The sequence below is a fragment of the Acidobacteriota bacterium genome, from assembly GCA_016195325.1.
Classification (GTDB): domain Bacteria; phylum Acidobacteriota; class Polarisedimenticolia; order JACPZX01; family JACPZX01; genus JACPZX01.
The window spans coordinates 66,652-82,025 of the sequence record JACPZX010000018.1 but is presented as its reverse complement, the minus strand read 5'-3'; the positions used below and the strand labels follow the sequence as shown (position 1 = coordinate 82,025).

8 protein-coding genes are annotated in these 15,374 nt (G+C 69.9%); 7 read left to right on the top strand and 1 reads right to left on the bottom strand.

Going from position 1 to position 15,374, the window contains the following annotated elements:
* Positions 1-14: 14 nt before the first annotated feature.
* From tldD to HY049_03895, 4 genes are all read left to right on the top strand, one after another.
* Positions 15-1,451 carry a metalloprotease TldD gene (tldD, locus tag HY049_03910; GenBank protein MBI3448053.1) on the top strand — a complete coding sequence of 479 codons (1,437 nt, stop codon included), beginning with the start codon at positions 15-17 and terminating at the stop codon, positions 1,449-1,451.
* Positions 1,448-2,809: a TldD/PmbA family protein gene (locus HY049_03905; GenBank protein ID MBI3448052.1), complete on the top strand. Its 1,362-nt coding sequence runs from the start codon at positions 1,448-1,450 to the stop codon at positions 2,807-2,809. The genes tldD and HY049_03905 overlap by 4 nt, the downstream gene beginning before the upstream one ends.
* Positions 2,810-2,882: 73 nt before the next feature.
* Positions 2,883-5,684, top strand: coding sequence for a tetratricopeptide repeat protein (locus tag HY049_03900; protein ID MBI3448051.1), 2,802 nt, complete (start codon positions 2,883-2,885; stop codon positions 5,682-5,684).
* Between the two features lie 14 nt (positions 5,685-5,698).
* On the top strand, positions 5,699-7,792 hold the full coding sequence (locus HY049_03895; GenBank protein ID MBI3448050.1) for a tetratricopeptide repeat protein: 2,094 nt from the start codon (positions 5,699-5,701) through the stop codon (positions 7,790-7,792).
* A gap of 12 nt (positions 7,793-7,804) precedes the next feature.
* Here the strand turns inward: HY049_03895 and HY049_03890 are convergent, their stop codons facing one another.
* Positions 7,805-9,352 (bottom strand): thioredoxin domain-containing protein, encoded by a 1,548-nt coding sequence (locus tag HY049_03890; GenBank protein MBI3448049.1) that lies wholly within the window; start codon positions 9,350-9,352, stop codon positions 7,805-7,807.
* 298 nt (positions 9,353-9,650) lie between these two features.
* Between HY049_03890 and HY049_03885 the strand changes: the two genes are divergently transcribed.
* From HY049_03885 to HY049_03875, 3 genes are all read left to right on the top strand, one after another.
* On the top strand, positions 9,651-12,263 hold the full coding sequence (locus tag HY049_03885; protein ID MBI3448048.1) for a TonB-dependent receptor: 2,613 nt from the start codon (positions 9,651-9,653) through the stop codon (positions 12,261-12,263).
* Positions 12,264-12,371: 108 nt separating this feature from the next.
* Complete coding sequence (locus HY049_03880) at positions 12,372-13,331, top strand: ABC transporter substrate-binding protein (GenBank protein MBI3448047.1); 960 nt, start codon at positions 12,372-12,374, stop codon at positions 13,329-13,331.
* 3 nt (positions 13,332-13,334) lie between these two features.
* Positions 13,335-15,359 (top strand): response regulator, encoded by a 2,025-nt coding sequence (locus tag HY049_03875; GenBank protein ID MBI3448046.1) that lies wholly within the window; start codon positions 13,335-13,337, stop codon positions 15,357-15,359.
* The last annotated feature ends 15 nt before the right edge of the window (positions 15,360-15,374 follow it).

Genomic DNA, 15,374 nt, shown 5'->3' with positions numbered 1-15,374 from the left:
GGGCGGTCGACCCGTTGATCCCCCCCAGGCCCTTCGATCACCTCACGGAATCCGATCTGGCGAAAGTCCTCGAGGCCGCCCGCGAATCGGGGGCGGACTTCGCGGAGATCTTCCTCGAGCGAACCTCGGAGCGCTCGATGCGCCGGGAGGACGGCGCGCTGCGCGGCGCGACCGCCTCGCTTCAGGCGGGGGCGGGGATCCGCGCCGTCTCGGGGGAGGGGACGGGGTACGCGTACGTCTGCCAGCCCGATCTCGCCGGGATGATCGCGGCCGCGCGCCGCGCCGGGCGCATCTCCGGCCGGGGGGGAGGCGGGGAGGCGGTCCTGTCCCCGCTCGCGCTGCGCCGCGAGGGAGGCTCGCTCGCAGCGCCGGGAGCATCGATCGAGCCGCAGGCCGCCGACATCGCGACGCGGTCCGCCCTTCTCGAGGAGATCGACCTCCTCGCGCGCCGGAGCGATCCGCGCGTGTCGGAGGTCAGCTGCTCGATCCACGAGGAGGGCAGGTCGATCCTCGTGGCGAACTCCGACGGGGTGCGGGCGGCGGATCAACAGATTCTGTCGGGAGTCTCCGCGACCGTCTACGTCCGCGCCGGCGGCCGCACAGAGCGCGGCAGCGCGGGCGGCGGCGGGAGGGAGCACCTCGAGACGCTCGTCGCCGGCCGGCTGGCCCCGGAGGCGGTCGCCGCGGAGGCGGTCCGGCGCGCGGTGGTCCTCCTCGATGCGGTCGAGGCGCCGACGGGGGAGTGGCCGGTCGTCGTCGGGAACGGCTGGGGCGGAGTCCTCCTGCACGAGGCGGTCGGCCACGGCTTCGAGGCGGATTTCGTGCGGCGCGGGACCTCGGTCTACACGGGGCGCATGGGCCTCAAGGTCGCGTCGCCACTGTGCACCGTCGTGGACGATGCGCGCGTCGCGGGCCGGCGCGGGAGCTACCGCATCGATGACGAGGGGACGCCGTCGCAGCGCACTCCGCTGATCGAGAAGGGGATCCTCGTCGGATACCTGCACGATCTCGTCTCGGCGCGCGCGCTCGGGAGAGCCCCCACCGGAAACGGCCGCCGGCATTCGTTCCGGACCCCGCCGATACCGAGGCAGAGCAACATCTTTCTCGAGGCCGGCGGGGACTCCGCCGCGGAGATCCTGCGCTCGGTGCGCCGCGGGCTGTACGCGAAGAACCTCGGCGGCGGGCAGGTGGACATCGTGAACGGCAACTTCGTGTTCCAGGTCACCGAGGGGTACCTGATCGAGGACGGGCGCGTCACGGCTCCGGTCATCGGGGCGTCTCTCATCGGCGTCGGGCACGAGGCCCTCTCGCGCGTGACGCGCGTCGGCGCCGATTTCGAGTTCGATCCAGGGGTCGGGACCTGCGGCAAGGACGGCCAGAGCCAGCCGGTCGGCGTGGGGCAGCCGACCGTGCTCGTCTCCGCGATGACCGTCGGAGGGACGCGCCTTTGAAGGCCGCCGATCTTCTCGAACGCGCCGACCAGGTCGCGCGGATGGCCGGTCGCGCGGGGGCCGACGCCGCGGAGGCTTGCTTCGAGTGGTCGCACGAGATCGAGATCAAGGTGATCGCGGGGCGGCTCGAGCGGACCACCGAGGCCGTGGACCTCGGGTGCGGGCTCCGGGTCCAGAGACGGGGCAGCCCGGGGTTCGCGTCGACGACCGATCTCTCCGCGGACGGCCTTCGCGCGCTCGTCGACGCGGCGCTCGCGATCGCCGCGCGCGTCGATGCCGACGAATCCGCGTCGCTTCCCGATCCCGACGCCGCCTCCCCCAGGCCCCTCGAGCTGCTGGACCCCCGCCTCGACGAGCTCCCGTGGGACGACGGGGTCGCGCTCGCGCGCCGGGTCGAGCAGGGGGCCCTCGCGGCGGGCGGAGGGGTCACCGCCGGGGAAGGGAGCGCGTTCGCGCGCGCGCGCGGCGCCTTCGCGGTCGCCAGCACGCGGGGAGTGCGCGCGGCGTACGACGGCACGCACTGCGTTCTCCGGAGCGCGCCCGTCGCGGTGAGAGGCGGCGAGCGGCAGCGGCAGACGTGGCAGGAGGGACGGAGATTCCTCGCGGATCTCCCCGCGCCCGAGGAGGTCGGCGCCGCGGCGGCGCGCCGGGCTCTCGGCATGATCGGCGCGCGCGCGATCGCTCCGGGGAAATACCCGGTCGTCTTCGATGCGCCTGAGGCCACGCGATTCTGGAGCGGCCTCGCGCCCGCGCTGCTCGGCGACTCCGTGCGGCGGCGGATCTCATTTCTCGCGGAGGATCTCGGCCGGACGATCGCCAGCCGATCGGTGACGCTCGTCGACGACCCGTGCGTGGATCGCGCCTTCGGCTCCCGCCCGTTCGACGGGGAGGGGCTGCCGGCGAGACGGACCTCGCTGATCGACGGGGGAGTCCTGTCGGGATTTCTCTACGACACGCGGACCGCGCGTCGCGCGTCGGCCGTCACCACCGCGAGCGCGCAGCGGGGGTACGGCAGCCCGCCGTGGCCCGGCCCGCACGCGCTGCAGCTCGTCCCGGGGGACGCCACTCACGACGAGCTCCTCAGGGATGCGGGGCGGGGGCTGTACGTCACGAGCCTTCTCGGGTTCGGCGTGAACCTCTCGACCGGCGACTACTCGAGGGGGGCCAACGGCTGGTGGTTCGAGGGGGGTGAGATCGTCCACCCGGTGCACGAGGTGACGATATCGGGGAACCTCAGGGGGATCCTTCAGGGGGTTTCCCGGGTGGGCGCCGATCTCGTGCGCCGCACCTCCCACGCCTCCCCGGAGTTCCTGATCGAGGGGATGACCCTCTCCGGCGGCCGAGAGCCGGTGCGCTGATCCACTCTGGACACCATCCGTGATGACTTGTATTCTTGAGAGTTTCCGCGTCCGAGCAGTCGATGGGGGTGTGATGACGAGATCCGTCCGGAAGGCGGCCGCCCGCGCCCGATTCCGTGGGTTCGTCCTGCTCGCGCTTTCGACGGGAGCGGCCGCTGCCGCAGGCGAGGTCCCCGCACCTCCCTCGCAGGCCGGTTCCCCCTCCGCCCAGCCGACGGTCGCGGATCTGGTGGCGCGGGCCGATCGCGAGATCAAGGCGGGGCGCATCTTCGACGCGATCGGCACCCTCGAGAGCGCGGTCAAGCTCGCCCCCGAGCGGACCGACGTGCGGCTGCACCTCGCCGCCCTCGAGAAGCAGCGGGGGATGTGGCTGCGGAGCGCCGAGCAGTACAGGGCGGTTCTCGCCGCCAACCCTTCCAACGCCGAGGGGAAAATCGCCTACGCGGAGCTGCTGCTCGCGGAGTATCAGTTCCGCGCCGCCGCCGACGAGTTCCGCGGGGCGCTCGAGCTGCGCCTCGAGGCGATCCCGCGCGATCGGGCGCTCGTCGGCCTCGGGAACGCGCAGTTCGGCATGGGGCGGTACGACGAGGCGAGCGACACCTATCGGCTCCTTCTCTCGCGAAAGCCGGACGAGCCGACCGCTCTCGCGTTCCTGAACATCGCCCGCCGGAAGATCGGCGATCTCGACGGCGCCATCGAGGGGTGGAGGCGCTTTCTCGTCAAGCAGCCCGACATCGTCCGCGCGCAGGTCCTCCTCGCCGAGGCGGAGACCCTGCGGGCGTCCATCGTGCGGCAGAAGGATCTCGTGGCGGCGCACCCCCAGGACGTCGCGTTCCAGCTGCAGCTCGCGAGCCTGCTTCAGCAGCAGCCGGATCTCGCCGGAGCGGCGAGCGCGTACCGCGCGGCCCTGGCGCTGCGCCCGAATGACCCCGCCGGCCGGATGAAGCTCGCGGCGGTGCTGCGCGACGCGGGCGACTACCCCGCGGCCGCGAAGGAGTTCCAGGCGCTCCTGGCGGACGATTCTCTCGGCGACCTCGCGTGCGCCAATCTCGCGTACTGCGCGCGGCGGGCCGGCGACGCGGCGCTCGAGGTGAGCGCCTGGCGTCGCGCGCTCGAGCTCAACCCGCGCGACGCGTACGCTTACCGCCTCTACCTCATCGCGCTCGGCCGCGCCGGAAGGGTGGCCGAGGAGGCGGCGCTCGTGACGAAGGCCATCAAGGAGCGCCCGGCCGACCCGTTGCCCAGGATCGAGTACGCCCTGCTCGCCCGCGCCGGGGGGGCCGAGGAGGAGAGCCTGCGCGCGCTGCTCGACGCCCTCGTCATCGAGCCCAACGACGCGTACGCCCGATCGGAGCTCCGCTCGGCGCTGGCGCTCCAGCCCGCCCGCGCCAGGAAGCTCCTCGACGAGGTGAGCGCGGCCTCCGGGAAGGAGCCCGACCCGACCATCGGCGCGCTCCGGAGGGCGGCGGTCCTCCGCGCGGTCGGCCGCGACACCGAGGCCGAGGGGGTGCTGGCGGCCGCTGCCGCCGGGGGGCCGGGCGACGCCAGGCTTCTCGTGGCGCTGGCGGTCAGCCATCGGGACGTCGGCGCGCCGCCAGCCGACGTCGCCGCGGAGCTCGGCCGCGCGCGCGACATTGCGCCCGACTATTTCCAGGCGCGGTTCTACCTCGCCTCGACGCTGCTCGCGATGTCGCGGTTCGACGAGACCGCCGCCGAGGCCCAGGCCGCGGTGCGCCTCGTGCCGAACAGCGCGGAGGCGCTGGCGATCCTGGGCGCGGCATGGCGGGGGGCCGGCGGGGAGGAGAACCTCTCCCGCGCCCGCGGGGCCCTGAGGCGGGCCCTCGAGCTCGATCCGATGGACACCGGCGGGGCGACGCGCTTCCTCCTCGCGAAGGTCGCCTGGCAGCTCGGATACGCGGACGAGGCGAACGCGGCCCTCAAGGGAGATCTTCCCGTCGAGCCGGACGAGATGTACCGGCTCGCCTGGGAGAGCGTGCGGGACAACTACTTCGATCGCACGTTCAACGGCCAGGAATGGGCGCGATGGCGCGATCGGTTCGCCGGCAAGCTCGAGACGGAGTCGGACGCGCTCGGTGCGATCGCCCTCATGCTGGCCAGCCTCGACAACCGCGACACACGGCTGCGAAGCGCCGATCAGACGGCGAATCTCTTCTTCACCCCGCGTGCGACCACGATCCAGCGCGATCCCCTCGGCAAGAACACCGTGACCAGCAAGACCGTCGCGACCAGCACGGTGGAGGGGAACGTGGGCTACGTCGCGATCAGCAACATGGCCGACCCCAAGCTCGTCGGCGAGGTCTCGAAGGCGATGGGGGAGATGAAGGAGAAGGACGCGGTCATCCTCGATCTGCGCGGGAACCCGGGGGGAGGCGAACGGGACGTGGAGGATGTGACCGCCATGCTCGTGAAGCCGGGAACGCCGACCGGCAAGGTCATCACCGCCGATGGGTCCACGACCTCCGAGAGCCACGGCCAGAAGGCGCCGATCATCCCCGACAAGCCGGTCGTCGTGCTCATCGATCGGAACACCGGGTCCTCGGCCGAGGCGCTCGCCGGCGCTCTCAAGGAGTCCCATCGCGCCGTGATCGTCGGCGAGCCGACCTACGGCAAGGCGGGGATCCAGTTCCCGCGGCTCCTTCCCGACGGCACGACGCTCCTCGTGGCCGTGGCCGAGAACGCGAACCTCGCGGGCGTGCCGTACACCGGCGTCGGGATCCAGCCGGACGTGCCGGTCGATTCGGCGATGCCCTCTCAGGATCCGTCAGGTGACGCGGCGATGAACAAGGCGAAGGAAATCCTCGGCAAGGAAAGATCTCGACGGCGCCCGGCGCCGCAGCCGGCGCCCGCGCCGTGACGCCGCAGGGAAGCATGCCTCGATTCGCGCCGCTGCTCGGAATCGCTCTGGTCGTGCTCGGGGCAGCCCTGTACCTCCCGGCGGCCGGCGGCCCGCCGCTGATGGACGAAGGCGAAAGACTCGCCGGGCTCTCCGCGGGGACCCCGGGCGACGCCGCGGTTCACCGGGACGCCCCCGACGAGTTCCGTCCGGCCGCGAACCTCGCGACCCACGCGCTCCTCGCGTTGGGCGGTGAGGCGGTGTCGATCCGGATCGCGGCGGCGGTGCTCCACGGCCTCTCCGCGCTGATCCTCTTCCTCCTGGTTCGCCGCCTCGTCGGAGCGGACGACGAGGGGGCGGCGCCGGCCACCCTCTTCGCTCCCGCCGCCGCCGCGGTGCTCTTCGCGGTGCACCCTCTCGGATCCGAGGCGATCCTCGCGCACGCGGCCTTTCCGACGGTTCTCGCGACGCTCCTGGCGATGTCGTCCCTGCTCCTGGCGGCGCGCGCGGGGGACGACGAGGGGGGCGTGCGTCTCTTCGCGTCGGCGTCGTTCTACCTGGCGGGGCTCCTCGCGGACGCCTCCATCTGGCCGGTCGGCCTCCTCGCGGCGTCGCTGGCCCGCGGGACCGGCGTCCAGGGAACCGCGATGCCGGCCCCGGCGTGGCGAAGACACCTCCCGTACGCCGTGTCGCTCGGGCTCTTCTACGCCGGTTGGATGGCTCGGACGTGGCCCGGCCTGTCTCCCTTTCCGCTGCACCGCCCCTGGAGCCCCGGCGCCGGGCTCGCCTCCCAGGCGGCCGCGTTCTGCCTGGAGCTGAAGCTCCTTGTCCTCCCGATCGGTCTGAGCCTCGATCACGGCACGCCGGCGCTCGGGGGGACCTGGAACCTCCAGGCGATCGCCGGCGCCGGGCTCCTCGCCGGATTCCTTCTCGCGGGCCTCGCCCTCGGGCGTCGGCGCGGGGCGGCGTCCCTGGCGATCGGCTGGTACTCGCTCCTCCACCTTCACGCGCTGCTCGCGCCGCCCGAAGATCCGCTGGCCGAGCGCCGCGTGTACGCCGTGACGATCGCCTTCGGCCTCGCCGCCGCCGCCGCGGGCCGCGATCTCGAGCGCCGGGGCGCCGGCCGCGCCGCGCTGGCGGGGACGGCGATCGTCTCGATGCTCCTGGCGTTGGGAACGGTGGGCCGCGTGGCCCTCTGGCGCGATCCCGAGGCGCTCTGGCGCGCCGCCTCCGAAGTGAACCCGGTCAGCCCGCGCCCGCAGATCGCCCTCGCCAACCTCGCCGCGTCGCGCGGCGACCTGGATGGGGCGCTGCAGTCGTTCGAGGCGGCCGTCGCGAGATCTCCCCGCAGCGCCCCGATCCAGGGGGGGGTGGCCGAGATCTACTTCCGGAAGGGCGACTACCAGCGCGCGCTGCAGGAGGTCGACAAGGCGATGAGCCTCGATCCCTCCTACTTCCCGGCGTACATCACGGCGGGGAACGCCTTCATGATGCGGAACCAGCCACGGGACGCGTTCCTCGCCTTCAACGCGGCCCTGCGGCTCCGGCCGGAGGATCCGTCGGCGCTCTTCAACATGGGGGTCCTGCTCTTCGAGCAGAACCGGTTCGGGAAGTCCGCGGAGTTTCTGCAGAAGGCGTCCGCGGCGCGGCCGCGCGACGCGGAGATCCTGTTCCGGCTCGGCATGGCGAGGCTGAACACGTCGGATCTCCCGGGTGCCGCGGAGGCGCTCAGGGGATGCCTCGCCGAGGCCCCGGACCGGGTCGATGCGAAGCTCAACCTCGGGACCGTGATGACCCAGATGAAGCATTTCGAGGAGGCCGGCCAGATCCTCTCGGGGATCCTCGCCGCCGATCCGGAGAACGCGAAGGCGCTCAACGGCCTGGCCGTCCTCGCCTCCGTCCAGGATCGCTGGGACGTCGCGAGGGATCTGTTCGAGAAGGCGTGGAGCGCCGACCCGAACGATCTTCGCGTGCTCTACAACCTGGCCGGAGCGTACGAGAGACTCGGGGATCGCCCGAAGGCGATCGAGAGCTACCGGAAGTTCACCGCGGAATGGAAGGGCTCGCTGGACGCCTCGGAGGAGGCGCGGGCCCGCCTCAACGCTCTCGAGGCGCGGCCCGCGCGCTGATCCGGAGGGGGGCTACCGGCTCGACGGCGCCGCGCCGCCGGGCGAGGCGCCGAGGATCCCGTCGATCATCGCCTTGATCGTTGGGAAATCCCGCTTCGGAAGGCGCTTTCCATTGATGAAGACCGACGGCGTGCCCGAGACCGCCGCCTTGCGCCCGTCCTCGACGTCCTTGTCGACCGTCGTCCTGTACGCCTCGCTCTTGATGGCGCTCTCGAGGGCTTTCTCGTCGAGGCCGAGCTGCTTCGCATACCCCTTGTAGACGTCGATGATCTGGTCCGGAGTGCTCTTGTTCATCGCCTGATTGTTCTGGAAGAGCAGATCGTGCATCTCCCAGTACTTGCCGTGCTCCTTGGCGAAGAGCGCGACCATGGAGCCCGACTTCGCGTTCTGGTGGAACGAGAGCGGGAACTGCTTGTAGACGAACCGGACCTTGTCCGGGTAGGTCGACATGACCTGCTTCCAGAGCGGCTCGGCGCCGGCGCAGTAGGGGCACTGGTAGTCGCTGAACTCCACGATGGTGACCGGCGCGCCCACCGGTCCGCGCACCGGAGCCCCGGTGATGTCGATCTGGTAGACCTGGTTGGGGTCGGGCTGAGCCGGACGCATCGCCGCGGTCATTTGCCCGGCGATCGCCGGCACGTCGCCGCCGGACTTCGACGCGTCGATGAGCTTCTGCACCGTGCCGAAGTCCCAGTTCGGGGACTGCACGCCGTCGACGTACATCGTCGGGGTCCCCTGGACGCCGACCTTCGTCCCCTCGAGCATCTCCTGCTCCAGGAACCTCGCCGTCTCGGGGTCGGCGGAGTCCCTGTCGAACGCCGCCATGTCCAGACCGAGGCTCTCCGCGTACCGGCGGATCGACGCCGCGTCGAGCGCGCGCTGGTTCGTGAAGAGGAGGTCGTGCATCTCCCAGAACTTCTTCTGCTTGCCGGCGGCGATCGCGGCGAGCGCGGCCGGCCGGGCGTTCGGGTGGATCGAGACGAGGGGGAACTCCTTGAAGTAGAACTTCACGTCGTCCGGATACGCCTGCATGATCTGCTTCACCACGGGCTCGGCGCGCCCGCAGTACGGGCACTGGAAGTCGCTGAACAGGACGACGGTGACCTTCGCGGAGGCCTTGCCCATCATGGGCGCCACGGCCAGGTTGATGTCGTAGCGCTTCGCGGGACCCGCGGGTCCGCCCGCGGCCGGGGTCGGCGCCGCCTGATCCCGCATCGCGTTGAGGGCCGCGACGATCTGCTGATCGGTCTGGCCGGTCTTCACCGCAGCGACCACCGCCGCCGCCATCCCGGGGCTCTTGGGGCAGGACTTGTCCTCGACGCGGCACTGGGCGATGGACATCCCGCACGGGCAGGCGCACTTGTTGCCGTTCATGATCTGGAGCGCCCGCTCCTTCTGGACGGAGTCCAGACCCGATAGATCGACCCCCGACAGGCCTTCCCGATAAAAGGTGGCGCCCGCCTGGGCGGCCGGCTTGGCGGCCTGATCCTCGCGCGCCGAGGGCTGTCCGGAGGCGCACGCCGCCACCACGAGCATCAGCAAGAGACTCAGTTTCTTCATTTGTGGGTTCCCCGCGGTTCGGTCCGGACACGAGGCCGCCTGCTGCCGGTGGGTCACGGACCAGAGTGAGCGAAAAGAGGATGGGATCATACCGCGGGTCGGATCCTTGTCAAGGAAACCGGCCGGCGCCGCGGCCCGCCCGCGCTCTCGCGAGCATGCATATATGTTACCTCTGTCTTGACACTTCGGATTGACGAAATATACATACCATCCAAGTCGTAGTCGAACATTTGACGTTTCTGGATAGGGTATGGGTTCCGCGTAGGTGGGCCCACCCGCGACCTGACGGAGGATTGGTATGAAGAGCCGTGGATTCCTGGCCGCGCGATGGGGGCTCGTCGCCGCCCTCTTTTTGATCGCGTCGGTGAGCCCGTCCCACGCCCAGGCGAACATCACCGGGACCGTGCGCGGGTACGTCGCCGACGACTCAGGCAACTTCCTGCCGGGGGCCAGCGTCACGATGTTCGGTGAATCGCTGGGCACCGCCGGGAGGACCGCCATCACCGATCTCGAGGGGGCTTTTAGCTTCGACGCCGTCCCCGTCGGGACGTACTCCCTGAAGACGGTGATGATCGGGTACCGCCCGTACGAGATCGTGCAGATCGTCGTCAACCCGGACGAGACCCGCACCTTCAACGTCGTGCTGGTGGAGGGGCTGACCGAGCGCGTCGTCGTCGTGGCGGAGCGCACGGCGGTCGACACAACCAACACCTCGACCCATGAGGTCCTCGACGCCTCGTACGTCAACAAGCTCCCCCTCATCTCGCGCCGGTACCAGCAGATTCTCACCCTGTTCCCCGGGGTGAGCAACGCCGGCGGGTACACGCTGGCCCAGTACCACGTCAACGGCGGCCGCGAGACGCAGAACGGGTTCCGGCTGGACGGCGCGAACATCAACGATTTCGTGACCGGCACGTTCGGCCTGAACATCAACCAGAACGCCATCGAGAGGTTCGAGCTGAACACCTCCGGCTACCAGGCGGAGTACGGCGAGCAGTCGGGCGGCATCGCCAACATCGTCACCAAGTCGGGGACGAACACCTTCGAGCTGCTCTACTCGGGCTTCTACCGCAGCGACGCCTTCTCGGCCAACACGCCGGGGGCGCGCCAGCTCTGGAAGACCTCCGACGCTGACGGCACCACCTCCAACAACCACCTCGCACGCCCGGAGACGCAGGACTGGCAGGAGCTGGCGGTCGGCGGGCCGCTCATCAAGAACAAGCTCTTCTTCTTCACCTCGTTCCAGTACTGGCAGGAGGACATCGGCTCCCTCTTCAACAACTCGATGCGGCAGGGGGATCGCTACCACGGTCAGTTCAAGCTGACGTGGCAGGCGACGCCCACGAACACGGTCGTGGCGAACGTGGCCACCGACCCGTCGCAGTTCAAGAACCTGATCACCGACGCCCGCTACGCGGAGGGGACGAACTTCAACCAGTCGCAGGGGGGCTACTTCGTCCAGGTCCGCGACACGCAGAACCTCAGCTCGAGGACTTTCCTGGAGTCGCAGCTCTACGTCCAGCACGGCTACCTGGCCGTGCGCCCGGCGGACACGGGCCTCGGCACCTACACGATCACGTTCGATCCCAGCGCCCCGACGACCTTCACGGGGACCTACCCGAACGATCAGGATCGCACCACGTACCGCTCGCGCGCGAGCAGCAGCATCACGACGCAGATGGGGTCGCACCGCCTCAAGTCCGGGTTCGACTACTCGTGGATGGAGTTCAGCGGCGCGAACCGGACGAACAACACGGTCATCGACGCCAGCGCCTACCTCGGCCCCGGCAACACGCTGACCTACACGTACGATTACAACAAGACCGACCGGACGCACCGGAAGGACAGCGAGCTCGGCGCCTTCGTCCAGGACACCTGGATCCTCGACGAGCACTGGACCGTCGAGGGAGGGCTGAGGCTCGATCACCAGAGCGTCCTCGGCCAGTCGAACGTCGCGCCGCGGCTCGGCGTCGCCGTGGACCCGGCCGCCAACGGCAAGTCGAAGATCTACGGCAACTGGGGCCGCTTCTACGACAACGTCTTCACCAGCTTCATCGACTCGCAGCGCGCCGACGGCTACACCGTGCGCCAAACGTTCGTCCAGCCGCCGACCACCTACCAGTACAACGTCGTCACCGCGGTGGTCGAGTACGCCGCCGACGGGAAGCTCCAGGCCCCCTACAAGGACTCGTACACCCTCGGCTACGAGCGTGAGCTCCCGTGGGACATGCGCATCGGCGCCAGCACGACGCACTGGAAGGGCTACGACCAGCTCCGCGTGACCCAGACCAACGACCTCGCCAGCGTCCCCTCGTCCGTGAACCTCTCTCCCTCGGCGACCGGGGCGATCATCTTCGACTCCCTGGGGCGGAACCAGTACGACGACTGGAAGGTGATGGTGAGGAAGGCGTTCAGCCATCGCCTCGAGGTCCTCGCGTCGTACACGAGGTCGCGCGCCCTCGGCGACTCCAGCGCCGACTTCGGCCTCGAGAACCGCGCCGATCAGCGCTCGCTCGACTACACCCGCCTGAGCTACGACCGGCCGAACCTGATGAACCTCTCCGCGTTCCTCTCGCTGCCCTGGGGGATGGAGGTCACGGGGATCGCCCGGTACCAGTCGGGCCGGCTCTACAGCCCCGTCGTCTTCCAGAGCGGCGGCTTCGTCATCGACACCGCCGTCGGCGGCAAGAACTCGCAGCGGATGCCGGCCGTCGAGTCGCTCGACATGTCGATCTCCAAGCGCCTGCAGTTCGGCGGGTCGCAGCTTCGCCTCACCGCGCAGTGCTTCAACGTGACCAACCATCTCAACGCCGTCGCCGTCGAGACGAACCCGAACGCGAAGGGGTTCCGGAGCCCGGTCGACACCGACTTCGGGAGGATCTTCCAGTTCGGCGCCGAGATGCGTTTCTAGGGCCATGATTCGGGTGCGGCGGCCCCGGGGGAGGGGACGTCGGTTCCGGCGGGGTGCCTCCGGGCGCCCCGCCGGCGCCTATGAGTTCGACAGGAGCCGGTCGTGCGCATGATGCGGATGAGGTATCTGCTCCAGGCGATGCTCGTCTGCGTCGTCGTCGTGACGGAGCTCGTCCCGGCCTTCTCCCTCGGGCCCACGACGATCGCCGTCGTGCTGAGCCGCGACATCGCGCCGTACCGGGAAGCGCTCAAGGGGTTCCAGTCCGCCCTCGAGTCGGCCCGGGTCCCCATCCGGATCGTGGAGTACAACCTCGAGACGGCGAGCCACGATCCCGCGGGCTTCGTCGAGAGGATTCGATCCCGGCGCCCCGCCCTCATCCTGACCCTCGGCAGCTCGGCGACCAGCCTCGTCTCCGCGTCGGTGCGCGACGTCCCGGTGGTCTTCTCGCTCGTCCTTCCCTCGAGCCCCGCGGAGTCGATCGAGGCGCTGCGGTCCGCGCATCCGAACGTCGCGGGCGCCTCCATGCAGATTCCGGTTCACACCCAGTTCTCGAAGATCCGCGAGATCCTCCCCTCGGCGAAGCGCGTGGGCGTCCTGTACGACCCCAAGAACTCCTGGCAGGAGGTCGAGGCGGCCCAGAAGGTCGCCCTCAGCATGGGCCTCGAGCTGGTCGCGCTGCCGGTCACGTCGGAGGAGGGGATCGTCCAGCGGATGGACGAGGTCGCCGGGCGCGTGGACATCCTCTGGTCGGTGGCCGATTCCACGGTCTTCTCGCCGCAGGGGCTCAAGCACATCCTCCTTTCGACGCTGAGGGGCCGCATCCCGTTCGTCGGCCTGAGCCCCGCCTTCGTGAAGGCGGGGGCGCTCCTGGCCCTCTCGTGCCGGTACGACGACGTCGGACGCCAGTCGGGCGAGATCGCCTCGCGCATCCTCGCGGGCGACGATCCGGCCCGGATCGTGACCGCGGTCCCGCGCGAAGTCTCGCTGAGCGTGAACATGAACACGGCCAGGCAGATCGCCGTCGGGATCAGCGACGACGTACAGCGCATGGCCGAGGTCTTCTTCTAAGCCATGAAGCGATCGGGCCTCGCGCTCCGGTTCACTCTCCTCACCTCCCTACTCGTCCTCATGACGGCGGGCGCGCTGAGCCTGTTCGCGCTCTGGGACTACCAGGTGAGCCAGACCGCGGCGATCCGCCAGCGCGGCATCACGCTCGCGCGGAACCTCGCGTACAACAGCGAGCTGGGCGTCCTGACGAAGAACCGCAGGCTCCTGGGCGAGCTGGTCGCGGGGATTTTCCAGGAATCCGACATCGTGGAGGTCTCGGTCACCGACCTTTCGGGGGAATCGCTCCTCGACAACCGCCGGGAGGGATACAGCCCGAGCGGCCAGATCCCGCTCCGGGATTCCGAGAGCGTCGCCGTCGGCGCGGGGATCGCCCGGATCACCGGCCTCGCGCGCCAGGCCGGAGAGCGCGCCGAGGTCCTCTCGGTCTCCTACCCTGTCTTCACGCGCCGCGGGACGAGGACGAACGAGGAGATCGGCTTCCTCCTCGAGGAGGAGGAGTCGAGCAGCAACAAGCTCGAGACGATCGGCGAGGTGAAGATCGGGTTCAGCCTGGAGCCGACGCGCCTCGAGCTCGCGAAGCTCCGATCGATCTTCGGCATGCTCACCCTCGCGGTCATCGCGTTCGGCCTCCTCGCGACGGCTCTCCTCGTGCGCATCGTCGTCCGCCCCATTCGGTCGCTCGTTGCGGCGACGCAGCGCATCGCGCACGGCAGCCTCGACGAGGTGGTGGAGGAGCGCTCGGGCGACGAGATCGGCGATCTCGCGCGCTCGTTCAACCGGATGACCTTCGAGCTCAGGAAGTCGCGGAAGGAGCTCGAGACCTATTCCGCCGATCTCGAGAAGCAGGTTCGGCTGCGGACCCGGGAGCTGGAGGAAGCGCAGAGCCAGCTCGTCCAGGCCGAGAAGATGTCGGCCGTGGGACTGCTCGTCTCCGGGGTCGCGCACGAGCTGAACAACCCGCTGGCCGGCGTGGTCGGCTACTCGCAGCTCCTGCTCAAGGAGGACGCCGGCGAAAAGGTCCGCCGCGGCCTCGAGAAGATCAATCGCGAGGCCGAGCGGTGCAAGAAGATCGTCCAGAACCTCCAGACCTTCGCGCGCAAGCGGACGCCGCAGAAGGAGTACATCGGCGTCAACGGCATCGTGGAGTCGAGCCTCGAGCTCCGCTCGTACCAGCTCCGCGTCGACAACATCGGCGTCGAGACCGATCTCGATCCCGGCCTTCCGAAGACGATGGGGGACTTCCACCAGCTCCAGCAGGTCTTCATCAACATCCTCGTCAACGCGCACCAGGCGATGATGGAGAGGGGCGGGGGGAAGCTGAAGATCACCTCGCGCGAGGTCGATGGCTTCGTCCGCTTCGAGATCCGGGACGACGGCCCCGGGATCTCCGAGGAGAACCTCTCCCGGATCTTCGATCCCTTCTTCACGACGAAGGAGGTCGGCCAGGGAACGGGGCTGGGCCTCTCGATCTGCTACGGGATCATCGAGGAGCACCACGGGCGGATCTCGGCCCGGAACCATCCCGAAGGGGGCGCCCTCTTCACCGTGGAGCTGCCGATTCTCGCGGCCCCGGAGGCGGCGCCGGAGAAGACGCAGCCCCGGGTCTCGGCCGCCGCGGCGCTCTCCCCCGGGGGCGGGGCGGTCCTCGTCGTCGACGACGAGCTGACGATCGTGGACATCCTCTACCAGGTGCTGAAATCGGACGGCTACCGCGTCGACACCGCGCTCAGCGGCGCGATCGCCCTCAAGAAGCTCGAGAAGGAGCGCTACGATCTGATCATCAGCGATCTGAAGATGCCCGGGATGAGCGGGCAGGAGCTCTACGAGCGCGTGCGGCATCTCGACGAGCGACTCGCGCGGCGGATCATCTTCTCCACGGGAGACGTCGTCAGCTCGGACACGCGCGCCTTCCTCGAGAAGACCGGCAACGCCTACCTCCAGAAGCCCTTCGGCATCGACGCGATGCGGCAGGCCGTCATGGCCGCGATGCAGGCCGCCATGTTAGAGTCGGCCCCCGCGCCGCGCTGAGAGGGCGGGCCGTCA

Bases quoted from the DNA above. Each gene is read 5' to 3' on its own strand.
- HY049_03885 (MBI3448048.1), top strand. From the start codon at position 9,651: ATGAAGAGCCGTGGATTCCTGGCCGCGCGATGGGGGCTCGTCGCCGCC.
- HY049_03900 (MBI3448051.1), top strand. From the start codon at position 2,883: ATGACGAGATCCGTCCGGAAGGCGGCCGCCCGCGCCCGATTCCGTGGG.
- HY049_03875 (MBI3448046.1), top strand. From the start codon at position 13,335: ATGAAGCGATCGGGCCTCGCGCTCCGGTTCACTCTCCTCACCTCCCTA.
- HY049_03895 (MBI3448050.1), top strand. From the start codon at position 5,699: ATGCCTCGATTCGCGCCGCTGCTCGGAATCGCTCTGGTCGTGCTCGGG.
- HY049_03880 (MBI3448047.1), top strand. From the start codon at position 12,372: ATGATGCGGATGAGGTATCTGCTCCAGGCGATGCTCGTCTGCGTCGTC.
- HY049_03890 (MBI3448049.1), bottom strand. From the start codon at position 9,352: ATGAAGAAACTGAGTCTCTTGCTGATGCTCGTGGTGGCGGCGTGCGCC.